The organism is Flavobacterium ranwuense (genome assembly GCF_004349315.1).
Taxonomy (GTDB): Bacteria; Bacteroidota; Bacteroidia; order Flavobacteriales; family Flavobacteriaceae; genus Flavobacterium; species Flavobacterium ranwuense.
In genome coordinates, this window is sequence record NZ_SMLH01000001.1 from 916,167 (window position 1) to 938,644 (window position 22,478).

General features: G+C 34.8%; 19 protein-coding genes, 1 tRNA gene and 1 riboswitch. Of the genes, 6 read left to right on the forward strand and 14 right to left on the reverse strand.

The window, feature by feature from the left end; translation table 11 throughout:
- Positions 1 to 15: 15 nt before the first annotated feature.
- The 10 genes from thiC to E0I61_RS04050 form a co-directional block, all read right to left on the reverse strand.
- Positions 16 to 1,839: a phosphomethylpyrimidine synthase ThiC gene (gene thiC, locus E0I61_RS04005; RefSeq protein WP_131990308.1), complete on the reverse strand. Its 1,824-nt coding sequence runs from the start codon at positions 1,837 to 1,839 to the stop codon at positions 16 to 18.
- A 185-nt stretch (positions 1,840 to 2,024) separates the two neighbouring features.
- The gene (gene thiS / locus E0I61_RS04010) at positions 2,025 to 2,231 is read right to left on the reverse strand and encodes a sulfur carrier protein ThiS (RefSeq protein ID WP_131990307.1); all 207 of its coding nucleotides are present in this window, start codon (positions 2,229 to 2,231) and stop codon (positions 2,025 to 2,027) included.
- 85 nt (positions 2,232 to 2,316) lie between these two features.
- Positions 2,317 to 2,413, reverse strand: a riboswitch (TPP riboswitch).
- 91 nt (positions 2,414 to 2,504) lie between these two features.
- Entirely contained in the window at positions 2,505 to 3,065 is a 561-nt protein-coding gene (locus E0I61_RS04015; RefSeq protein WP_132069559.1) for a DNA-3-methyladenine glycosylase I, read from the reverse strand.
- Positions 3,066 to 3,068: 3 nt separating this feature from the next.
- The gene (locus E0I61_RS04020) at positions 3,069 to 3,722 is read right to left on the reverse strand and encodes a queuosine precursor transporter (RefSeq protein WP_131990305.1); all 654 of its coding nucleotides are present in this window, start codon (positions 3,720 to 3,722) and stop codon (positions 3,069 to 3,071) included.
- 162 nt (positions 3,723 to 3,884) lie between these two features.
- Positions 3,885 to 4,709 carry a translation elongation factor Ts gene (gene tsf, locus E0I61_RS04025; RefSeq protein WP_131990304.1) on the reverse strand — a complete coding sequence of 275 codons (825 nt, stop codon included), beginning with the start codon at positions 4,707 to 4,709 and terminating at the stop codon, positions 3,885 to 3,887.
- A gap of 120 nt (positions 4,710 to 4,829) precedes the next feature.
- Complete coding sequence (gene rpsB, locus E0I61_RS04030; RefSeq protein ID WP_131990303.1) at positions 4,830 to 5,651, reverse strand: 30S ribosomal protein S2; 822 nt, start codon at positions 5,649 to 5,651, stop codon at positions 4,830 to 4,832.
- Between the two features lie 175 nt (positions 5,652 to 5,826).
- On the reverse strand, positions 5,827 to 6,213 hold the full coding sequence (gene rpsI, locus E0I61_RS04035) for a 30S ribosomal protein S9 (RefSeq protein WP_066080508.1): 387 nt from the start codon (positions 6,211 to 6,213) through the stop codon (positions 5,827 to 5,829).
- On the reverse strand, positions 6,213 to 6,668 hold the full coding sequence (gene rplM, locus E0I61_RS04040) for a 50S ribosomal protein L13 (protein ID WP_131990302.1): 456 nt from the start codon (positions 6,666 to 6,668) through the stop codon (positions 6,213 to 6,215). Before rplM ends, rpsI begins: the two co-directional genes overlap by 1 nt.
- Positions 6,669 to 6,900: 232 nt before the next feature.
- Positions 6,901 to 7,713 carry a ferritin-like domain-containing protein gene (locus tag E0I61_RS04045; protein ID WP_131990301.1) on the reverse strand — a complete coding sequence of 271 codons (813 nt, stop codon included), beginning with the start codon at positions 7,711 to 7,713 and terminating at the stop codon, positions 6,901 to 6,903.
- A gap of 19 nt (positions 7,714 to 7,732) precedes the next feature.
- On the reverse strand, positions 7,733 to 8,476 hold the full coding sequence (locus tag E0I61_RS04050; RefSeq protein WP_131990300.1) for a ferritin-like domain-containing protein: 744 nt from the start codon (positions 8,474 to 8,476) through the stop codon (positions 7,733 to 7,735).
- 417 nt (positions 8,477 to 8,893) lie between these two features.
- On the opposite strand from E0I61_RS04050, the gene E0I61_RS04055 reads away from it, so the two are divergent.
- Positions 8,894 to 9,919, forward strand: a complete 1,026-nt coding sequence (locus tag E0I61_RS04055) for a LacI family DNA-binding transcriptional regulator (protein WP_131990299.1) — start codon at positions 8,894 to 8,896, stop codon at positions 9,917 to 9,919.
- Between the two features lie 81 nt (positions 9,920 to 10,000).
- On the opposite strand, the gene polA is transcribed toward E0I61_RS04055, so the two are convergent.
- The gene (gene polA, locus E0I61_RS04060) at positions 10,001 to 12,844 is read right to left on the reverse strand and encodes a DNA polymerase I (RefSeq protein WP_132069561.1); all 2,844 of its coding nucleotides are present in this window, start codon (positions 12,842 to 12,844) and stop codon (positions 10,001 to 10,003) included.
- Positions 12,845 to 13,213: 369 nt separating this feature from the next.
- Here polA and E0I61_RS04065 point away from each other — a divergent pair, with 369 nt between their 5' ends.
- From E0I61_RS04065 to E0I61_RS04075, 3 genes are all read left to right on the forward strand, one after another.
- The gene (locus E0I61_RS04065; RefSeq protein ID WP_132069563.1) at positions 13,214 to 14,737 is read left to right on the forward strand and encodes a hypothetical protein; all 1,524 of its coding nucleotides are present in this window, start codon (positions 13,214 to 13,216) and stop codon (positions 14,735 to 14,737) included.
- Positions 14,738 to 14,914: 177 nt separating this feature from the next.
- A complete protein-coding gene (locus E0I61_RS04070) occupies positions 14,915 to 16,150 on the forward strand; it encodes a metallophosphoesterase (RefSeq protein ID WP_131990296.1) in 1,236 nt (411 codons plus the stop codon).
- A 73-nt stretch (positions 16,151 to 16,223) separates the two neighbouring features.
- On the forward strand, positions 16,224 to 16,520 hold the full coding sequence (locus tag E0I61_RS04075) for a thioredoxin family protein (protein WP_099714276.1): 297 nt from the start codon (positions 16,224 to 16,226) through the stop codon (positions 16,518 to 16,520).
- Between the two features lie 6 nt (positions 16,521 to 16,526).
- Here the strand turns inward: E0I61_RS04075 and E0I61_RS04080 are convergent, their stop codons facing one another.
- Together E0I61_RS04080 and E0I61_RS04085 are read right to left on the reverse strand one after the other, a co-directional pair.
- Positions 16,527 to 17,177 carry a polysaccharide deacetylase family protein gene (locus E0I61_RS04080; RefSeq protein ID WP_132069565.1) on the reverse strand — a complete coding sequence of 217 codons (651 nt, stop codon included), beginning with the start codon at positions 17,175 to 17,177 and terminating at the stop codon, positions 16,527 to 16,529.
- Positions 17,178 to 17,259: 82 nt separating this feature from the next.
- The gene (locus E0I61_RS04085; protein ID WP_132069567.1) at positions 17,260 to 20,571 is read right to left on the reverse strand and encodes a glycosyltransferase family 117 protein; all 3,312 of its coding nucleotides are present in this window, start codon (positions 20,569 to 20,571) and stop codon (positions 17,260 to 17,262) included.
- A gap of 238 nt (positions 20,572 to 20,809) precedes the next feature.
- Here E0I61_RS04085 and E0I61_RS04090 point away from each other — a divergent pair.
- A tRNA-Gln gene (locus tag E0I61_RS04090) sits at positions 20,810 to 20,880 on the forward strand.
- Positions 20,881 to 21,007: 127 nt separating this feature from the next.
- On the opposite strand, the gene E0I61_RS04095 is transcribed toward E0I61_RS04090, so the two are convergent.
- Positions 21,008 to 21,832 (reverse strand): universal stress protein, encoded by an 825-nt coding sequence (locus E0I61_RS04095; RefSeq protein WP_132069569.1) that lies wholly within the window; start codon positions 21,830 to 21,832, stop codon positions 21,008 to 21,010.
- A 177-nt stretch (positions 21,833 to 22,009) separates the two neighbouring features.
- On the opposite strand from E0I61_RS04095, the gene rimP reads away from it, so the two are divergent.
- On the forward strand, positions 22,010 to 22,474 hold the full coding sequence (gene rimP, locus E0I61_RS04100) for a ribosome assembly cofactor RimP (RefSeq protein ID WP_132069571.1): 465 nt from the start codon (positions 22,010 to 22,012) through the stop codon (positions 22,472 to 22,474).
- Positions 22,475 to 22,478 lie beyond the last annotated feature (4 nt).

Below are 22,478 nucleotides of genomic sequence, written 5' to 3' on the forward strand. Positions count from 1 at the left end.
TAACTCATAACTTTTTTAACTGTAAATCTCTTTCCCTTGTTCAATAAACTCTTGCGACTTCTCTTGCATGCCTTTTTCAGCTTCAGCAACATCTCTAATTTCTTGTGATATTTTCATAGAACAAAATTTTGGTCCACACATGGAACAAAAATGAGCTACTTTTGCTCCGTCGGCAGGCAATGTTTCATCGTGGAATTCACGGGCTGTATCAGGATCTAACGACAAGTTGAATTGGTCTTCCCAACGGAATTCAAAACGCGCTTTGCTCAACGCATTGTCACGATATTGTGATCCCGGATGACCTTTGGCTAAGTCGGCTGCATGTGCAGAAATCTTATATGTAATTACTCCGTCTTTAACGTCCTTTTTGTTGGGTAAACCAAGGTGTTCTTTTGGCGTAACATAACACAACATCGCGCATCCGTACCAGCCAATCATTGCCGCACCAATGGCTGAGGTGATGTGGTCATAACCTGGTGCTATATCGGTAGTCAATGGGCCTAAAGTGTAAAAAGGTGCTTCATCACAATGTTCCAATTGTTTCTCCATGTTTTCCTTAATCATGTGCATCGGTACATGACCGGGACCTTCGATAAATACTTGGACATCGTGTTTCCAAGCTACTTTTGTCAGTTCACCAAGAGTTTCCAATTCGGCAAACTGGGCGGCATCATTCGCATCGGCAATAGAACCTGGGCGTAAGCCATCTCCTAAAGAAAAAGCAACATCATATTGCTTCATGATTTCGCAAATATCCTCAAAATGGGTGTAAAGGAAGTTTTCTTTGTGGTGAAACAAGCACCATTTTGCCATGATGGAACCACCACGGGAAACAATTCCGGTAACACGTTCCGCAGTTAAATGGATGTAACGCAATAAAACACCGGCATGAATGGTGAAATAGGAAACGCCTTGTTCCGCTTGTTCGATTAACGTATCCCGATACACTTCCCAAGTTAAATCTTCGGCAACACCATTTACTTTTTCCAAAGCTTGGTAAATAGGTACAGTCCCAATAGGCACGGGAGAATTTCGAATAATCCATTCTCTGGTTTCGTGAATATTTTTACCTGTAGATAAATCCATAATTGTATCAGCTCCCCAACGGCAGGCCCAAACAGCTTTTTCTACTTCTTCTTCGATAGTTGAGGTTACAGCGCTGTTCCCGATATTGGCATTAATTTTTACCAAGAAGTTGCGCCCCACAATCATCGGTTCGCTTTCGGGATGGTTAATATTATTTGGAATAATGGCGCGGCCTCTGGCTACTTCGCTGCGGACAAATTCAGGTGTGATCTTGGATTTTGGAGTGTTGGCTCCAAAACTGTTTCCGCCGTGTTGGCATTGCATCGCCTTGGTTTGTTCATTTATCAACTCCAAGCGTTGGTTTTCACGAATGGCAATGTATTCCATTTCGGGAGTGATAATTCCCTGTTTTGCATAATACAATTGGGATACATTGGCTCCTTTTTTGGCACGCATGGGTTTGTGTAAATATTCAAAACGCAATTTGTTTAGTTTTTCGTCATTCAAACGTTTTTTCCCATATTCAGAAGAGATTTCAGTCAATTCTTCGACATCATTGCGGTCCAGAATCCATTGTTCACGGATGCGTGGCAATCCTTTTCGAATGTCAATTTCGATATTTGGGTCGGTGAATGGACCGGAAGTATCGTAAACGGTTACAGGAGGATTTTTTTCTATTCGTCCGTTGGATAATTTAGTGTCTGCCAATGCAATTTCGCGCATCGCTACTTTTATGGGATGAATGGTTCCGTCTACGTAAATTTTTGTAGAATTTGGGAAAGGAGTTCTTGAGATTTTTTCTTCGTTATTCATTTGTTTGAATTTTATGATTTTAGGAGTGTTGTATTCTGCTAGGGATAGTAATGGAAAGCCCGTAAAGTTGAAGGCCAAATAAAACAAGGATTAGTGAAGCGACCCCAAGGAAGCTTTGACTAAGACTATGTTTTATAGGATTGCAACTGCGGACTTGAAATGGATAGCCCGCCCGAGCAGCCAAACTATCCTCCTTGGGTTGCAGAGATGATGAGAATATCGTCGGTTTCTTGTATAGGATAGGAATTCCAGTTGGATTTTGGAATAACGGTATTATTGATGGCTATGGCAATTCCGTTTTGTTTGATGGGAATTTCCAAGTCAAGAAGTGCCTGAACAGTAAGGCTGTCAGGGGCAAATTGTTTGGTTTGATTGTTGATTTTGAGCTCCATTCCTTTTTAAATTTAATTAATTTGTAGAGAGGCATGCAGTGCGTCTCTACTTTAGGAATGGCTACAGGAGTACATAAATGTACAAGGAAGTCATCTTACTTTTCCCTACGCTAGTATGAACTAGATCAGGTTCAGAGGGTAATTCTCAGCCTACAATTTTGTAGACACCCCTAAAGTGTGGAACAAAAATAGGATATTATTTAATACGGATTCTTGAATTTTGAAAAAAAAACAAAACTTTAAGAACTTGTTTTGTTATTGGTTTTTAAAAAGTCACTGTTTTTTCCAGCAATCTGCTACGTGATCGTCAACCATTCCAGTGGCTTGCATGTGCGCATAAACCACTGTAGAACCTACGAATTTAAACCCGCGTTTTTTCAAATCTTTACTGATAGCATCAGAAAGTGGTGTGGTTGCAGGAACTTCTTTTAAGGATTGTCGGTTGTTTTGAATGGGTTTTCCATCGGTAAATCCCCAAATGTATTTTGAAAAACTACCAAATTCCTCTTGTACTTTCATAAAGGCTACGGCATTCGAAACGGCAGCGCGAACCTTTAATTGATTGCGGATGATTCCAGCGTCTTGAAGTAATTCCTGAATTTTATCTTCGGTATAAAGAGCCACCTTTTTATAGTCAAAATCATCAAAAGCTACTTTGAAGTTTTCTCTCTTTTTAAGGATTGTAATCCAACTTAGTCCTGCTTGGAAAGTTTCTAAGATTAAGAATTCAAATAATTTTTGATCCTCATAAACCGGAACTCCCCATTCTTCATCATGGTATTTCTCGTAAATATCAATACCAACACACCATTTACATCTTGTTTTTTCTTCCATGATTTATTCTGTTTCTTCTGATAAATATTTTTTTATAATGTAGTGTCCCAAGTAAATCAGGGGGGTCAATAAAATGGCTATTCCTAATTTGAATGTATAACCCGTCAAAGCGGAAGTTATAAAAGTATCAAAGTTAATTTTTCCGGGCAACCAAAAAGCAATTCCAAGTACAATAAAGGAATCGAATAATTGAGAAATTATAGTGGAACCCGTTGTTCTGAGCCATATTTTTTTATTTCCTGTTCGGTTTTTGAAATACCAAAAAATAGTTACATCAATCAATTGGGAGATTAAGAAGGCAATGATACTTCCGACAATAATCCACATACTTTGGCCAAAAACTGCAAAGAATTGGTCGTCATTTACCGGACTTATTCCTTTTGCAGCGGGGATGCTTATGGCTAAGAATAAAAGTATAAAAGCGTAAGCTATTAAGCCAGCAGTAATTAAAGATAGTTTTTTTACTCCTTTTTCTCCAAAGTATTCATTGATTAAATCGGTTGTCAGGAAAACAATTGGCCAGGGCAAAATTCCGATGCTCATTACAAACGGACCTATTTGTATCAGTTTTCCACCAATTAATTCGGCAGTTACAGCATTGGTAATGAAGATGCCTGCGAGTATAACAAATACGAGCTCTTTTTTGGTTTTAAACATAAATGATAATTAGTACTCAAATTTAGTATTTTATTTTGAAATTTATGTTTTATAAAACAGACAGTAGTTGATTAAAAAAAAATCCCATTCGAGTGAATGAGATTTTATATTTGTAATCAGAATTTAAAATAAATTTTGAATTCAGAAATTATTTTAGAATGATTATCCTAAAGCAGCTCTTTTGAAACCTGTAACGATAAGGTCTTTATCTAAAGATTTTACATAATTGGCAACGCTTAATTTGTTGTCTTTGATGTAGTCTTGGTTTACTAAAGTGTTGTCTTTAAAGAAACGAGCTAATTTACCTTTAGCGATATTGTCTAACATTGCTTCAGCTTTTCCTTCTTGACGTAGGATGTCTTTAGCAATCTCGATTTCTTTAGCGATAGTTTCTGCATCAACACCTTCTTCGTTTAATGCAATTGGAGCCATAGCTGCAGCTTGCATAGATACGTTTCTTGAAACTTCATCAGCACCTTCAACATTTGCAGATAGCGCAACTAAAGTAGCGATTTTGTTTCCAGAGTGGATGTAAGATCCGATGAAAGCACCTTCTAATTTTTCGAAAGTTCTGATTTCTAATTTTTCACCGATAACTCCTGTTTGCTCGATTAATTTATCAGCAACAGTAATTCCGTTGAAATCAGCTGCTAAGAAATCTTCTTTAGTATTGAAATTCAATGCTAAATTAGCCATTTCAGTAGCCATTTTTACAAAATTTTCATTCATCCCTACGAAGTCAGTCTCACAGTTCAATGTGATAACAACTCCAGCAGTTTTGTCAGCATTTACAACAGCAATTGCAGCGCCTTCAGTAGATTCTCTATCTGAACGGTTAGCAGCTACTTTTTGTCCTTTTTTACGTAAGTTTTCGATAGCTAAATCAAAATCTCCGTCTGCTTCAACCAAGGCTTTTTTGCAGTCCATCATACCTGCACCAGTGATTGTTCTTAATTTATTTACGTCTGCAGCAGTAATTGTTGCCATGTTTTTTTAATTTAAAGATTAAAAAATAGAAAGATTAAAGGATTAAAAAATAGCTTTCGTAAATTGTAAATTCACGAATCTTTTAATCTTTTAATCTTTCAATTATTAAATGTTTATGTTTTATTCTTCAGTTGCAGTTGGAGCAGCAGCTTCTACAGCAGGAGCTACTTCTACAGCTTCAGCAGCAGGAGCAACAACTTCAGTGGTAGCAGGAGCAACAACTTCAGCAGTAGCTTCACCTTCTTTGTCAGAACCTCTATCAGAAAGTCCTTCAACAATTGCAGCTGTAACTAAAGATAAAATTTTATCAATTGATTTAGAAGCATCATCATTTGCAGGAATTACATATTCTACTTCACGAGGATCAGAATTTGTATCAACCATTGCAAAAACTGGAATGTTTAATTTTTGAGCTTCTTTTATTGCGATATGTTCCGCTTTGATATCAACTACGAACAATGCAGCTGGTAGTCTAGACATGTCAGCGATTGAACCTAAATTTTTCTCTAATTTAGCACGAAGACGATCTACTTGCAAACGCTCTTTTTTAGAAAGAGTCATGAATGTACCATCTTTCTTCATTTTATCAATAGTAGCCATTTTTTTAACAGCTTTACGGATAGTTACGAAGTTAGTTAGCATTCCACCAGGCCATCTTTCAGTGATGTAAGGCATGTTTGCAGCTTTTGCTTTTTCAGCAACGATGTCTTTTGCTTGTTTTTTGGTAGCAACAAATAATATTTTTCTACCTGATGCAGCGATTTTTTTCAAAGCTTCATTAGCTTCTTCAATTTTTGCTGCAGTTTTATATAGATTGATAATGTGAATACCATTACGCTCCATATAAATGTAAGGAGCCATATTTGGATCCCATTTTCTAGTCATGTGTCCGAAGTGAACACCTGCTTCTAGTAATTCTTTTACTTCTACTTTGTTTGCCATTTTTGTTCTAGTTTACGTTCTGTTGATTAGCAATGAATAAATGGCGGTTTCCCGGCTTTATACATTTAGATGCTAAACTATTTCCTACCTCGGTAGGAGAGCAACAACAACTTTGTTTTTTAAATTCAATAATAAATGAACGATGTCTTGTCCCATTTGAACAAGACAGGTAATATTAACGTTTAGAGAATTGGAATCTCTTACGAGCTTTCTTCTGACCGAATTTCTTACGTTCAACCATTCTTGGATCTCTTGTTAATAAACCTTCTGGTTTCAAGATAGCTCTGTTTTCCGCATTTACTTCACACATAACGCGTGCCAATGCCATTCTTACAGCTTCTGCTTGACCAGTTGAACCACCACCGTAAACGTTAACTTTTACGTCAAAGTTGCTTACATTCTCTGTCATAGACATAGGTTGTAATACTTTGTACTGTAAAGTTGCAGTTGGGAAGTACGTTTCGAATGCTTTTTTGTTTACAGTGATTACTCCTGTTCCTTCTGAAACATAAACACGTGCAACAGCGGTTTTTCTTCTACCGATTTTGTGAATAACTCCCATTATTTAAGATCGTTAAGGTTAACTGTTCTAGGTTTTTGAGCGCCTTGTTTGTGCTCTGACCCTACAACAACATTTAAATTTCTAAAAAGTTCAGCGCCAATTTTGTTTTTTGGCAACATCCCTTTTATCGCTTTTTCTACTAGTAATGCAGGATTTTTTGATTGCAATACTTCGGCAGTTAAAGTTCTTTGCCCTCCAGGGTAACCAGTGTGACGGATGTAAGTTTTCTCTTTCATCTTGTTACCTGTAAGGTTAATTTTTTCTGAGTTGATAACGATTACGTTATCACCGCAGTCCACGTGTGGTGTGTAACTTGGCTTGTACTTGCCTCTCAAAATCATAGCGACTTTTGAAGCAAGACGACCTAAGTTGTGACCATCAGCATCTACAACAATCCACTCTTTTGTAACGGTGGCTTTGCTTGCTGATTGTGTCTTGTAGCTTAATGCGTCCATAATATATTTTTAATTAAACATTCCATCCCCAATAAAGGGGTTGCAAAAGTACAATTAATTATTTTAAATACAAATACCTGTAAAAGATAATTTTAACGAAATATCTATAGATTGATTTTTGGATAGAAACAGGGGATTAATTTTCATTAATAGGGTGATAAATAAAGTCGTACACAAAAAAACCATCTGAATTTTAGAATTCAAATGGTTTTGTTATTAAGTGCATTCAATTTTATACAATAAATATATTTGCTATTGCTACTGCTTGAGCTGTGGTTAGAGGTTCGTCATAAGATTCTGAACCTGCATCTGCTCCAAATAATGTAGCAGTATTATAGCCAGCTTGCAGTGTAACTTCTTCGCCATCATATACGGCTTGTGTTGCTGCTGGCATTCCTGCACCTCTTTGGTTTCCGGAAATCCAGCCTTTTAATCCTCTTAATCTTCTTACTTCTGAGGCATGTCGGGCTTCAACAGAGTGAATCTGTAATGCAGCTGTAAGTAAATCAGGAGTCGAAATTAAATTTCCGGCCTGTCCTTTATAGGCTCGTACCCCGGTGTCTTCAAAGGCTTGCGCCAAGGCAAGAAAGGTTGGGTAATTTGTAAACGGACTAAAGGCACCGCCAACGGTAAAATCAAATGTGGGTTTAGGCACGAAGTTTGCACTTGCTGTTCCGCCTAATCCTGCAATTAGAAAAGTAACATGGCTGTTTTCGTGTTTGGAAATCTGTTCAAAAACTTTTCTATCCCGTCCTGCATTTTCAAGTAGCGGAATTACACCGGAATCTAAAGCCATTTGATAAAATTCTTTTTCAAGATATTCCAGAGTCAAGGCAAGCTGTAAAGCACCGATTGGTGTACTTGGTGTTGGTGGAATATCTGCTGCATAGGCAGAAGTTGATACTGATGCTAATCCGAATGGAATTGCTGCCAAAGCTAAATTTTTTCCCAATTGACTGAATTGACCTAAACTTTCTCTTCTGGAGCCCTTACTTTGCATTACACTTTCATCTGCAAGAGACTCTATAAATTTTAATATGTTCATAATTTCTAGATTTAAAAGTTTATGGTAAATACTGAGCAGTAAAATTTGTTGTGATAAATCCACCAGCTACAGGAAGTATTTGGGATGGATTACTTGCTACATCTAAGCCTGTTGTACCATTTACCACATCATCGCCGGCAAAATCTTTTGAATTTGGATTGATTAGGCTTCTGATAGCCGATGCATGTCTCGCTTCAACAGAAACTATTTTTCCTGCTAGTAGTAGGTAATCAGGACTTTTTATTAATTTCCCGGCGCCGTTATAAGCAGCTACTCCTGTGTCTTCCAGCGCTTTTGCAGTAGCTAAAACTTGCGTACGGTTGCTGAAATTTAAGGTTCCATAGTCAAAAGCTAAGGTAGGTAACAATTGAGTGTTTGGGTCTGGTAAAGCACCTGTTAAGGCTGTCTTGAAAAATTCTCTGTGAATTACTTCATGACGATACAAATCAGTAAGGACTGCCTGATCTTGCGCTGTGAAATTCGTTGTGAATCCAGAAGAGTTTACCACTTTAGTGTAAAAATCGGCTTCTAATTGTTCTAGTGCGTACGCATAGGTTAAGACACCAAAATCGCCACCACCTAAATCAAAAACCCCATTCCTTACTCCGGGAAACTGATTTGCTGGATTGTTCTCGTAATCGTCATTATTACAACCTGCTAATAACAAACTTGTGCCCACAAGTGTGAGCCCACTAATTTTCAGAAAGTTCCTTCTATTTGTGAAAGATGGATTTACTTCTTGAATCGAAACTACATTTTTCATAATTTAATTTCTTTAAAGGTTATTAATTATAAGTATACTAGGTATAAACGAGATTTTTAGGGGTTCGGTTTTAGATTTTTAATTTTTTTTGTTAATTATGTAAAAAAAACTTAATTCCTGAAATTTTCGGGCAGGGAAGGAGTGGTTTTTGGTTTGACTTCTTGAATCGAAACTGCATTTTTCATAATTTAAACATTCAAAAGGTTAATAGTTGTATGTTTTCTGATTAATGATTTAATATGTATATTTGCGATTGATAAAATTTATCACAAAAATAATAATAAAAATAAAATTTTAATTGCTGATTTTCAATTAATTATCTTTTAAAGGTACTTTAATTTTAGTGAATGTTATTATAAAATTATTGAAATAGTTTGTATAATTGCCATATAGTCTACCCGTTAATATTTTAAATTTATGAAAGCTAAAGCTACATTAAAACAAATCGCAAAAGAACTGAATGTTTCTGTCTCTACAGTTTCGAAAGCGCTGAACGATAGCCCGGAGATTAGCGATCAGACAAAGGTTAAAATTAAAGAATATGCTAAACTTAAAAATTATAAACCCAATGTAATTGGTCTGAACCTTAAAAATAGAAAGACAAAAACCATTGGTGTAATTATTCCCAATATTTTGAATTCTTTTTTTGCTAAAGTATTTAGCGGTATAGAAAAAATAGCGGATGAAAAAGGATATAATGTTATTATGTGTATCTCAAATGAATCATTAGAAAAAGAAGCACATACACTTGAAATGCTAAGTAATGGGACTATTGATGGATTTATTGTTTCCGTTTCTGAAGAAGCGCAAAAAAATCATGAATACAATCATTTTAAGGAAATTATTAATGATGGTACACCTATAGTAATGTTTGATAGAATTGCCGATGGGGTGGAGTGTGATAAAGTTGTAGTCGATGATTTTGATTCGGCTTTAAATTCTACGCAACATTTAATAAATGTAGGATGCAAGAACATCGCTTTATTTTCTTCGGTAGATAATTTAAGTGTTGGTAAATTAAGAGCTGAAGGGTATCTTAAGGCATTGGAAAATAATAATATTCCAGTAAATACTAATATAATTCTTAGAACGGATTCTGAAAAAAATTTAAAGGATAAAATTGAAAGTATTTTTGATAACAATCCAATAGATGGAGTTTTTGCTTTGGAGGAAAATGATTCGGTGGCCGCATTGCGTATTGCTCTTAAAAAAGGGTATAAAGTTCCAGAAGAAATCTCTATCATTGGTTTTGCTGATGGAATTTTAGCTTCTAGAAGGTTATCTCCAAGTTTAACTACAGTAAGTCAGCACGGAATAGAAATAGGCGAAGTTGCTGCTAAATTGCTTATCGCAAGATTAGAATCCAAAGAAGAGCACATTCCTTATGAGACGGTGGTGATCAAAACAAAACTGAAAGAAAGAGAATCAACAAGGAAATTGTAGTTTTCTATAATAAGTCTAAAAAAAATCTCTAACCGTTTTAAATGATTAGAGATTTTTTTATGAGTATAATGGAAGATAATTCTAATGCGCTTCCAGCCAATCTTTTCCTGCTCCTAAATCAACATCCAAAGGAACATCTAACTTGAAAGCATGCTCCATCTCGTGTTTTATCATCGGTTTAATTTTTTCGAGTTCCGAATTGTGCACGTCAAACACAAGCTCATCATGAACCTGTAACAACATTTTACTTTTCCAGTTTTCAGACGTTAGTTTTTCATGAATGTTAATCATTGCAATTTTGATGATATCGGCAGCGCTTCCTTGAATTGGTGCGTTTACCGCATTTCGTTCTGCGCCACCACGAACAATTGCATTTTGCGAATTAATATCTTTCAAATAACGTCGCCGTCCAAGGATTGTTTGCACATAACCATTGTCTCTTGCAAAATCAATTTGTTCCTGAATATAGGATTTTAATCTTGGATATGTTTTGTAATACGCTTCAATCAAAGCGGCACTTTCACTTCTGGATAAAGAGGTTTGATTGCTCAGTCCAAAAGCCGAAACTCCGTAAATAATCCCAAAATTTACTGTTTTGGCATGACTTCGTTGTTCACGAGTCACTTCTTCCAACGGAACATTAAATACTTTTGAAGCCGTAGATTTGTGAATGTCTTCGTGATTTTGGAATGCCTTAATCATGTTTTCTTCACCACTTAATGCTGCAATTACACGCAATTCTATTTGAGAATAATCGGCAGAAACCAAAGTATAGTTTTCATCTCGGGCTACAAATGCTTTTCTGATTTGTCGGCCGCGTTCGGTACGAATAGGGATGTTCTGTAAGTTCGGATTATTCGAACTCAAACGACCCGTTGCGGCAACGGTTTGCATGTAATCCGTGTGAATGCGGTTTGTAATTTTATCTACTTGGTTGGGTAATGCTTCAACATACGTATTTTGTAGTTTTACCAATTGGCGCCAGTCGAGTATGTCTTTCACTATTGGATTTTCGGAAGCTAGATAACTCAATATTTCCTCTCCGGTTGCATATTGTCCGGTTTTGGTCTTCTTTTGTTTGGCTCCGCCAATTTTCAATTTGTCAAATAAAACATCACCCAGTTGTTTCGGGGAAGCCAGATTAAATTTCTCGCCCGCAGTTTCATAAATGTTTGCTTCTAATATTTTAATATCGTCATCCAATGTTTTCGACAGTGATTTCAAGAAATCCACATCTACGCGGATTCCTTCTTTTTCCATGTCGGCCAATACTTTTACCAATGGAATTTCGATTTCTTCAAAAAGTTTCTTGGTTCCAGTTTTGTCTAATTCCAATGTGAATATTTCCTTGAGTTGCAAAGTGACATCGGCATCCTCAACAGCATATTCTTTTATTTCTTCCAATGCAACATCACGCATTGATTTCTGGTTTTTCCCTTTTTTACCAATTAAAGTTTCAATGGATTGAGGCGCATATTTTAAATACGTTTCTGATAAAATATCCATATTATGACGCATATCCGGATTGATCAGATAATGCGCTATCATGGTATCGAATAACTTTCCTTTCACGGTAACATTGTAATTAGAAAGAATCTTTAAATCATATTTTAAATTCTGTCCAATTTTTTCAATGCTTTCATTTTCGAAAAAAGGAATGAATTTTTCAACTAATGTTTGCGCCTCTTCTTGATTTTCTGGAAACGGAACATAGAATCCTTTTCCTTTTTCATACGAAAATGAGATTCCAACTAATTCAGCATGCAAAGCGTCCAAACCTGTTGTTTCAGTATCAAAACAAACAGAAGCTTGGTTTTGTAAATTTTGCAATAGCAATCTTAGTCCTAAATCACCTTGAATTATTTGATAAGAATGTTCCGTGTTTTCTAGTGAATTATAATATTGATGACGTGTCTCTTCTGACGATTCATCCGGTATGGTACTTCCAAAAAGGTCGAACTGTTCTTCGTTTTTCGGTTGTGGTTTTTTGTATAATTTGGCTTCGTCAACGGGATTGTTGTTGGCAGTTGCAGTAACCCCTTTTTTAAATATGGCATCAAATTGTTCTGCCATTCTTCGGAATTCCAATTCGTTGAAAAGCGCATCTGTTTTTTCGATATCAGGAGTCGTTAATTCATAATCGGTTTCGTCAAAAACAACAGGACAATCTAGTATTATAGTTGCTAATGTTTTAGATAATAACCCTTTTTCCTTATTGGCTTCAATATTCTCTTTCATTTTTCCTTTAAGCTTGTCAGTATTCGCTAAAAGATTTTCCATGGTTCCAAATTCTTTCAAAAGTTTCTTAGCTGTTACTTCTCCTACACCGGGTAATCCCGGAATGTTATCGGCAGCATCACCCATCATTCCAAGAAAGTCAATCACTTGGTCTGGTCGTTCGATTTCGAATTTGGCCAATACCTCTGGAATCCCCCAGATTTCTATTCCATTACCCATTCGGGCAGGTTTGTACATGAATATATTTTCAGAAACGAGTTGCGCAAAATCCTTGTCTGGAGTCACCATAAAGACTTTATAGTTCTGTTTTTCGGCTTGTTTAGCAATTGTTCCAATTAAATCATCTGCTTCATACCCTTTTACTTCGATAATAGGAATATGCATGGCTTTCAGTAAATCTTGGATATAAGGTATTGCAATTTTAATAGCTTCGGGAGTGGCATCACGATGGGCTTTGTATTCTGGAAATATATCATTTCTCAATTGACTTCCGCCATTATCAAAGGCAACGGCTAAATGGTCTGGTTTTTCTCTTTTAATTACATCCATTAAGGAATTCATAAATCCCATAATGGCCGATGTGTCCATCCCTTTAGAGTTGATTCTTGGATTTTTTATGAAAGCATAATAGCCTCGAAAGATTAAGGCGTAGGCATCAAGAAGGAAAAGGCGTTTTTGTTGTGACATGATTGTGATTTTGTAAAGTTTTCAAAAGTACAAAACTTGCCAGATAAAGGAGTGAAGGATTGAAATATTTCTTATGATTCATACAAGTGTTCTTTTTTTTTGGTTTTCTGAAGAATTCGTTTAAAAATTTTAGTAATCAATTCTTTATTTGGAGAAAAATCACCAATAATGATTTGAAAGAAAATAGGTATTAATCTTTTAATTAACGAGTATTGTAAAATATTAAATTATAAGAATATAAATATATTTTAATTAAAAAAACGCCTTTAAACGATTATTTAAGTATTTAAACGATATTTTGTGTAAATTTACATATGAAGTTTTGAGCCGGGAGAGGTTCTTTATATTTAATCTTTAATTCGTTATATTATGAAAAAAAATTATTTTTCAAAAAAGGTATTACATGCCTGTCTGTTATTTTTCATGATAATAACTACAAATGTGTTTGCTCAAGTAGGCATAGGAACTATCACACCCCATGCAAGTTCAGTATTGGATGTTTCATCAACAACCCAAGGAATGTTGACACCCAGAATGACAACTGTACAAAGAACTGCGATTGTCTCTCCAACCGATGGGTTAATAGTGTACGATACGGATTTAAAATCTTTTTATCATTACAATATAACTACAGCATTATGGAATAGACTGAGTAGCGAAGCTAATGGTAGATTGAAGTTTAAACGTATAAAATCTACTGATGTTCTAGCGACAGTTTTAGCTGCTGAGAAGGCCGCAGGAGGTAATACTAAGTATCTTTTGGACACAGGAACTTTATACGAAATTAACGGTCAAGTAGTCGTAGACTTACCTATTGAATTGAATAATGCTTATGTCGTTGGTTTAGATTCTGGGGAGGATAAATTAGTTAAAGCTAGTGGAGATCTTTTTACAGGTACAACTGGTGGATCGATTAGGGTATTAACTTTAGTTTCTGGAGGGAATGTTTTTAATCTTACGGGAAACGGAACATCAAGTTTGGTTTTTAGAGATTGCATTGTAGCCAATTCTGCAAATGTTGGTCTTGTCAAAAATTTTGATTTAGTGTTTGTAAGTATCGTTCAATATTTTGGTAATACTAATGGAATTATTTATGAAGATGTAAATAGGTTATTGATTAGTAATGCGGGTTGGTTTGGGGGAAGTGCACCTCTCGCTAATTCAGGAACGTATGAAAAGTTAGTTGGTACATTTTCTTTAGTTACTAAACAAGGAGGTTTTAGTGAAGTTACGGGAACCAGTGTTGGTTTTGACGTGTCTTTAAATCCTATTATTACAGGAGATGCAGTTATGGAATCCGTCGTTTTTACAGGAGCGCTTTCGGGTGCAGGTGTGTATGTAAAAGCATATACAGTTGGTGGTTATGCAGGATATAATTTTAATAATAATTGGAGTGTACGTTGTCCTGGAATTCCAACTGAAATTGATGCTTCAGCTGCTGGAAATATTTATGATAATAACAATTTAAGCGCAACGACTACAACTGCTACAACAATAAATACAGGCTATAAAGTCGGAACGAATGTAACAAATAATGCTAATCTTTTTAGAGCAGCATCTACAGTAAGTGGACGTTTGAAGTATACAGGGAAAAAGCCAAGATCTTTTCAAGTAATTACTTCGGTATCATTTCAAGTAGCGCCAGCGAATTTAGGATCAAATACAAATTATGTTTTCTATTTTGCTAAAATTGGTGCTAATGGTACAACTGTGACTCCTTTGCCGGAAACAGAAACTTTTATCGATACAAATAGTGGTTTCACCCAATCGTTTCCAATTTCAGGGAATGTATTTTTAAATAAAGATGAGTCCATAGAATTGCATTTAAAAAGGATATCAACTGGAACTACAACAAAATTAGATACTTATTCTTTTAATCTTTCTATAAAATAAAAAACATCAATTTATAATTTATTAAAAACCGGATTATTTTTTATATTAAATAATGCGGTTTTTTTTTGTATTTCAAAGAATAGGTGCTTTTTTTAAATTTAATCAACCGTTAATTTTTAATTAATAAGAAGCCATTTTGATGAATTGTTTTGTTATTTTGTTTAAAATTTTTTTAAAATGATCTTTCGTATCGTATTCTTGTGCTTAATCCTTCTTATTATTGAGCTTTATACCTTTCAGGTATTAAAAACTTTAATAAAATCAAGGCCAGTTTTGTTTTCAATTCAGCTTATAAGCCTGGTAGTTTTAGTCTATATTGTCTATTCTTTGATGCAGTTTGACCGAAACTCAGGGCAAACCAAGCAACTGATGGTTATCATGGGGTTGCTGCTTATTGTTTATGTTCCAAAATTAATTTTGACATTGATATTAATGGGAGAAGACATCTTTAGATTAGGTGTTGGAGCTGTTAACCATTTTGTCAATTATGATAAAAATGCAGATTTTTTGAATTCAAGAAGGAAGTTTGTCAGTCAAATAGGATTGGGCCTAGCAGCAGTTCCTTTTTTATCTTTAATTTATGGTGTGACCATAGGAAAATACAATTATAAAGTAATTAAGCAACGCATTTTTTTTCCTGATTTACCCGATGCTTTTGATGGTTTTACGATCACTCAAATATCAGATGTTCACAGCGGAAGTTTTGATAATCCGGAGAAAATTAATTATGCAATTGATTTAGTCAACGAACAAAATTCAGACATGATTTTGTTTACCGGTGATATTGTCAATACGGATGCTAAAGAAATGCATCCTTGGATAGAAACCTTTAATAGAATTAAAAAACATGAATATGGAAAATATTCGGTTTTAGGGAATCACGATTATGGCGAATATATAACTTGGCCATCAGTGGCGGCCAAAGAAGATAATTTCAAAGCCATTAAAGATTTATATGGACAAATTGGTTTTAAATTAATGCTAAACGAACATACTTTTATTGAAAAAGGAGGTGCTCAAATTGCATTGGTTGGTGTCGAAAACTGGGGTCATAACTTCAAGCAGGCCGGAGATTTAAATAAAGCTTCAGGGCAGTTAAAGAAGGAAGATTTTAAGATTTTGATGAGTCATGATCCTTCGCATTGGGAGCATGTAGTGCAACATGATGATAAACATTATCACCTCACGCTTTCGGGTCATACACACGGAATGCAGTTTGGAATCGAAATTCCAGGATATTTCAAATGGAGTTTGGCACAGTATGTTTACAAACAATGGGCTGGTTTATATGAAAACGTAGGAAGATACGTTTATGTCAATAGAGGTTTTGGTTTTCATGCCTATCCGGGCAGAGTAGGAATCATGCCAGAAATAACAGTCATTGAACTAAAAAAAGGTGTTAATGTGGCATAATACGTTAAAAATGCTACATTTGTAAAATAAATATCTCTTTTTAGTGAATTTAAAAAATTAAATTTTTGGTTTTATGTCAAAATTTGGAGAACTTATAAATGCTCAAGTGCCTGTGTTAATAGACTTTTACACAGAATGGAATGAGCCTTCAGTTTCAATGCATCCTGTAATTAGAGATGTAGCAGCCGCTCTTGGTGATAAAGCAAAAGTCATAAAGATTGATGTGGATAAAAATCAAGAATTAGCTGATGCTTTACGCATTAAAGGCTTGCCTACGTTGATGATTTACAAACAAGGTCAAATGATATGGAGACAGTCCGGAGAATTAGATGCGAACACTATTATTAGTATTGTTCAAGAACAATTGTAACGGATTTCAGTACAACACCTCACAATTAAAATTATTTTCTTTTAAGTAAGCTAATGTTTTAGGCAATACGTATTCTAAGTTTTTGAAGGCTTTTATACTATCGTGAAAAACAATAATGCTGCCAGGTTTTACATTTGGTAACACATTATCCAAACATTGTTCTTTTGATATTGTTGTGTCAAAATCAGCACTTAGGACGTCCCACATAATTATTTTGTAACCCAGCTTTCGGAGTTTTCTGGATTGAGATACTTTTAACTTGCCGTATGGCGGACGGAATATTTCAGATTTTAGATTGTTAGTACTATTTTTTTGAATAGCTGCTTCGCATTGTTTAGTGTTTTCAATATAGGCTTCAGTTGAAGTTTTCCAACCGTTCAAATGATTAAAAGTGTGATTTCCTATGGAATGACCTGCGCTAATTACCTTTTTGAATATTTCGGGGTTTTTATCAATATTATCTCCAATACAAAAAAAAGTAGCTTTTACATTGTGCTTTTTTAATTCATTCAAAACCCATTCTGTAATTCCTGGAATAGGTCCATCGTCAAATGTGAGGTAGACTGAATTACTGCTTCCGGTATTGGAAACATCCCAAGTATAATTAGAGAATATTTTTTTTATAATCCAATTCGTCTTTATCCAGTAAAGTTTCATTTTTTAGTTTTAAAATTAAAAAAAAATAGCGACATTTTTCAATATCGCTACCTTTTCTAATCAGAATCTTTTTTGTTTGAAGTTATTCTTTTTCGCGTCCAAAGCGGTCAAACATTTTAATGTAAGTATTGAATACAATTCTATTTTTGTTATAGAAATCTAAATCGCCATTTTCTTTCATTACAGTTAAAAGACTTCTGTATCGCTCAATATCAGTGATGATAGGAATGGCAATACTAGTTTGCTCAGAAGATTTTAAATTGCCATAATAATTAAGGTTCTCTCTATACTTTAGGATTAATTTGTCCAACAATTGTTGTGCTTTTAATTTCTCGTCGATTTTATAATATCCGTCAGCAAAAGGTTCTACTAATGAATAATAGTCGAAATACTCCAAAGGCATTTTTGTCATAGCCAAATCGATAATGTTTTTTGCTTTGTCTTTTTGGCCTTCAATAATTAACTGATTCATTAATCTGGAAAGGTTTGCTCTATAGGTTATGCTGTTTCTACGAGTTTCTGGGTCGTGATAGATAGTACTGCTTTCGCCATTACCCCAATCCCATTTCATTACTTTTGCATACATTTTATCAGAATCTATTTGTCCCATATTAAGAGGACTTGCGTCTTTTGGTAAAACTGTTCTTATTGGAACCAGTTTGTAAACCATTCCTTCTAATTGAAGGTATTCTTTCATCCAGATATAATCTTCATTATCAAATGCGCCACCGCTAAAATAGATTGGTCTTTTCCAATTGTTATTAGCAACAATGTCAAGCATCATCAATCTGTTTTTGTACAATGCATTTCCTTTGATGTCCAAATCAATGTAAGGGACAATAGAATCGTTGAGTTTAGGATTAACTACTTTGTTTTTTATAATTATATTTTTGTCAACAGGAATTCGAATCTTGTTAGTAGGGTAAAAATGGATTGTTTGTCCATTTTGCATGTCTACAGTTGATTTTGGGTTTTTGATAAAATTGATGAAGTCTTTTATATCCCAACGACTTTCAATTTTTGGAATGTGAGCTACATAATCCAGTTTGTCTCCCACATATTGATCGTGTGTAAATGAAATAGGCAAGGGATCTGATTCGTATGTTTTAGTTTTCATCTGATCGATGTACCAATCCGTCATGAAAAGGCTCGTGTTCACAATTTTGACATCCGTTCTTACTTTTTCAATCTCTTGTGCGTACCAAAGCGGGAACGTGTCATTATCGCCAATAGTGAATAAAATTGCGTCTGGATCGCAGGATTCCAAATATGCTTTTGCCATTGCTACTGCAGTAGATTTACCAGAACGATCGTGATCATCCCAGTTTTGAGAAGCCATAAGAACTGGTGCTGCCAATAAACTGGCTGCAATGATAATAGGACCTGCCAGTTTTGGAGTTAAATATTTCGTGACACTTTCGTACAATGCATAAACACCGAAGCCTATCCAAATGGCAAATACATAGAAGGAACCTACTAGAGCGTAATCCCTTTCTCTAGGTTCGAAAGGTCTTTCGTTTAAGTAGATTTTCAGCGCTATTCCCGTAAAAAGGAATAAGGCGAGTAATACATAGAAGCTTTTTAAATCCTTATTAGCGTGATACATTAAACCGATTAAGCCGAGAATAAATGGCAGAAAGAAATACACATTTCGACCTTTGTTATTCAATACATCCGAAGGTAGATTGTCTTGACTTCCTAAATGTAATTCATCTATGAATGTTATGCCGCTAAGCCAGTTGCCATCCAGATAGTCGTATTTCCCCTGAATATCATTTTGTCTGCCAACAAAATTCCACATCAAATATCTCCAGTACATGTAACCAAACTGGTATTCAACCATGAACCCTAAATTGTCAGCAGTTGTAGGTTTTTCAACAATTAAATAATCACCATAACTTTTCAGGAACGTAACATAACCTTCGTTGTCAATTTGTTTTTGAGCGTAGGCTTGTCTGAATTCAGTAACTATTTTTTCGGTTTCGTTTTTTAATTGAGCAATCGCTTTGTTGTAATCTTCCTCGCTCAATTGACTCGGATCTATACCGTATTTGGCTAAATCATCCTCATATGGATAATCAGGATTTAATCTGAATTGAGGTGGATTTGTAAAATTCATGTAGTTTTCGATGTGATCACCGCTCCACATTCTTGGCAAAATAGTTTTTTGATTATTATCTGTGTTTTGCTCAGCATTTTTGAAATTATTCGTAATACTGTATTTTCCAGTTTTGTAATCTCTTTCGTAATTGGGAGCTTTGTCCAGATAAGGATTGTTTTTGTCTAAACCAGCGAAAGCTTCTGTGTATTGAGGTCCATAAAACAAAGGATTTATACCGTATTGTTCTCTATTGTAGTACGCAAGAACTTCAGCTGCATCCGATGGCTTGTTTTCGTTGATTACGGTATTTGCATTTGCTCTGATGGGCAACATCATCCATGTAGAGAAACCAATTAAAATAAATAATATACAAAGGATTATAGTATTGTAGAGTACGAAGCCTTTTTGTTTGGTGTATTTTAATCCAAAGTAAAAGAAAGCAATTAAGACTAATGCAACAAAAATAGTCCCCGAGTCAAACGGTAATCCTAAACTGTTGACCATGAAAATTTCGGTTTTACCAAAGAATCCCATAGTCATAGGGAGTAGTAATTTGAATATAAATAATAGAATGGCGATAACAACAGCATTTGCAATGATGAAATTTTTGAGGGTAACTACTTTATAGTTTTTGAAAAAGTAAAGGAAACCTATCGCTGGAATTGTTAATAAAGCCATGAAATGGACTCCGAATGAAAGTCCAACAACAAGAGAAATGATTAATAGCCATCTGTTTCCTCTAGGTTTGTCCATGTCTTGTTCCCAGCGTAAACCCAGCCAAAATAACAAGGCAATAAATAAAGATGCCATGGCGTACACTTCGGCTTCTACGGCATTAAACCAAAAACTATCCGAAAAAGTGTAGGCTAAAGCTCCAACAAATGAACTTCCAAGAATAACAATATCATTGTTTTTATTTGTTTGCTCCGCCTGTTCGCCTTTTTGGCTCGGGTCAGAAAATCTTGAAATCAGTTTCTTTAAAATTATAGATGAAGACCAAAATAAAAATAAAATGGTAAATGCACTCGAGAATACAGACATCATATTCACCATTAAAGCAATTTTTGTGTCATCTGAAGCAAACATGGCGAAAAATGCACCAATCATCTGGTATAAAGGCGCTCCGGGAGGATGGCCTACTTCAAGTTTTGCTGCTGTGGCAATGTACTCGCCACAATCCCAAAAACTCATGGTGGGTTCAACAGTTAAAGTGTATGTTAATAATGCTATTCCAAATGTAAACCAACCAATAATTGTATTCCATTTATTGAAATTGAATGCTGCTTTATCCATGTACTAAAATTTAATTTAATTTTGAGTTACAAAGAAAATGTTTTTTTGTTTAACCTTGATAGCATTAACAATATTTTCTGGAAAAGTATTACATTTCAATAACACATTGATTGTAAAGGTTTTTTGTGATTTTTTGATGTTGTTTTGAATTTTTAATAAATTTTTTTTCATAAAAAGACGAAATAAATTTGTACAAACTAAAATTTATTTTAAATTTGCACTCGCTTAGCAGCAATGCTGGTCTATGGTGTAATGGTAACACAACTGTTTTTGGTGCAGTCGTTCAAGGTTCGAGTCCTTGTAGACCAACGTAAAACCTCTCATTTATTGAGAGGTTTTTTTATGCAATAAATCCAGCAGATTGTTTTTGGAGTTTAATTTACTGAAATGCCTATGATAAGCTGAGGGGAGTTGAGTTTGGACTGTTTTGATTTAATTAAATCTTGAAAGTTATTACTGGTTTGATCGTGTGGTTTACTAAGTCTTCACTAATGCTTCCATTGAAAAAATGAGCAAATCCAGTTCTTCCGTGTGTGCAAAGACCTATTAAATCAGCATCAATGCTATTGGAGAAATTGATAATTCCATTTTCTATATTAACGTCATTGTAAATGTGTGTAGAGTAGTTTTCGATATCAAAAGAGGCGGTAAATTTTTTCATTATTTCCTCGGACATTTTGGTAGTTTTAAAACTATTGGGAGTGCATATCATGACTAAGTATAAATTTGCATTAAATATTTTGGCAAATTCTATCATTTTTTTGAAAGGTTTTTTGGTTTCTTTCGAAAAATCAGAGGCAAATACAAAGTTGTTGAATTTAAAGTCATGAATGTTCTTTTTTATAACCAGTACCGGAATTTCTGAGAGTCGTACCACTTTTTCGGTATTGGATCCGATGAGTACTTCTTCGATGCCTGAAGTTCCATGGGAGCCCATTACAATTAAATCAATTTGATTTTTTCTGTTAAACGATAAAATGCCGCTAAAGGCTCTTTCGAATTGTACAGATGCATTTACTGAAATTCCGTTTAAATAGGGTTGTTCCTTGATTTTTTGGAGTGTTTCGTTTGCTTTTTTTATAAACAACATCACTTCGGGGATGCTGCTTCCGCCGGTTACTGCGTCATTCATCTGGTTAGGCAATTCTAATAAATGCAACAAAAAGATTTCGCAATTATTTTTTTTTGCAATTATGGCGGCCACTTTTAATGCGTGTTCTGCATGTTCGGAAAAATCGGTAGGGACTAAAATTCGTTTCATAACTATAAAGCGTTAAATTATGATGAAAAGTGCTATTTTAATACTACATTAAAGATAAGAAATTATTTTACAGCAATCGATTATTTTAGTTTATAAAAAAAAACACTATATTTGCACCGTTATTTATTAAAATCTAGATAATGAGGGGACTAAATGTCCCCTCTTTTTATAAAAAATATGACATTTAAAGAAAAAGTAAATACGTTGCTGACGGAAGGCTTATTAGAAAAGCCATCAATCTTTTTGATAGACCTTGTTATCACTGATGCTTTCAAAGTTATAGTGACTTTGGATGGAGATAATGGAGTAGCTCTTCAGGATTGTATAGATGTAAGTAGATTCATAGATAGTAATTTAGACAGAGAGGAACAGGATTACTCTTTAGAAGTTGCTTCAGTAGGAGTTGGATCTCCGTTGAAATTAGTAAGACAATACAAGAAAAATATAGGTCGAACATTGATTGTGAAGACTTCGGCTGAAATTATTGAAGCAGAATTAGTGGATGCTAATGATGATTTTGTAATTTTGTCTTGGAAAGCAAGAGAGCCAAAAAAGATAGGAAAAGGGAAAGAAACAGTTCAAAAAGAACTTAAATTGCCTTACGTAGATATAAAAGAAGCAATTGTTACAGTAACATTTTAATTAA

Excerpts from the sequence above, each read along its gene's own strand:
- E0I61_RS04015 (WP_132069559.1), bottom strand. The coding sequence starts at position 3,065 with ATGGAAGAAAAAACAAGATGTAAATGGTGTGTTGGTATTGATATTTAC.
- E0I61_RS04055 (WP_131990299.1), top strand. The coding sequence starts at position 8,894 with ATGAAAGCTAAAGCTACATTAAAACAAATCGCAAAAGAACTGAATGTT.
- rpsI (WP_066080508.1), bottom strand. The coding sequence starts at position 6,213 with ATGGGAGTTATTCACAAAATCGGTAGAAGAAAAACCGCTGTTGCACGT.
- rplM (WP_131990302.1), bottom strand. The coding sequence starts at position 6,668 with ATGGACGCATTAAGCTACAAGACACAATCAGCAAGCAAAGCCACCGTT.
- E0I61_RS04080 (WP_132069565.1), bottom strand. The coding sequence starts at position 17,177 with ATGAAACTTTACTGGATAAAGACGAATTGGATTATAAAAAAAATATTC.
- polA (WP_132069561.1), bottom strand. The coding sequence starts at position 12,844 with ATGTCACAACAAAAACGCCTTTTCCTTCTTGATGCCTACGCCTTAATC.
- E0I61_RS04095 (WP_132069569.1), bottom strand. The coding sequence starts at position 21,832 with ATGAAACGAATTTTAGTCCCTACCGATTTTTCCGAACATGCAGAACAC.
- E0I61_RS04050 (WP_131990300.1), bottom strand. The coding sequence starts at position 8,476 with ATGAAAAATGTAGTTTCGATTCAAGAAGTAAATCCATCTTTCACAAAT.
- rpsB (WP_131990303.1), bottom strand. The coding sequence starts at position 5,651 with ATGGCAAACAAAGTAGAAGTAAAAGAATTACTAGAAGCAGGTGTTCAC.
- E0I61_RS04045 (WP_131990301.1), bottom strand. The coding sequence starts at position 7,713 with ATGAACATATTAAAATTTATAGAGTCTCTTGCAGATGAAAGTGTAATG.
- thiS (WP_131990307.1), bottom strand. The coding sequence starts at position 2,231 with ATGGAGCTCAAAATCAACAATCAAACCAAACAATTTGCCCCTGACAGC.
- E0I61_RS04020 (WP_131990305.1), bottom strand. The coding sequence starts at position 3,722 with ATGTTTAAAACCAAAAAAGAGCTCGTATTTGTTATACTCGCAGGCATC.
- thiC (WP_131990308.1), bottom strand. The coding sequence starts at position 1,839 with ATGAATAACGAAGAAAAAATCTCAAGAACTCCTTTCCCAAATTCTACA.
- E0I61_RS04070 (WP_131990296.1), top strand. The coding sequence starts at position 14,915 with ATGATCTTTCGTATCGTATTCTTGTGCTTAATCCTTCTTATTATTGAG.
- E0I61_RS04065 (WP_132069563.1), top strand. The coding sequence starts at position 13,214 with ATGAAAAAAAATTATTTTTCAAAAAAGGTATTACATGCCTGTCTGTTA.
- rimP (WP_132069571.1), top strand. The coding sequence starts at position 22,010 with ATGACATTTAAAGAAAAAGTAAATACGTTGCTGACGGAAGGCTTATTA.
- tsf (WP_131990304.1), bottom strand. The coding sequence starts at position 4,709 with ATGGCAACAATTACTGCTGCAGACGTAAATAAATTAAGAACAATCACT.
- E0I61_RS04085 (WP_132069567.1), bottom strand. The coding sequence starts at position 20,571 with ATGGATAAAGCAGCATTCAATTTCAATAAATGGAATACAATTATTGGT.
- E0I61_RS04075 (WP_099714276.1), top strand. The coding sequence starts at position 16,224 with ATGTCAAAATTTGGAGAACTTATAAATGCTCAAGTGCCTGTGTTAATA.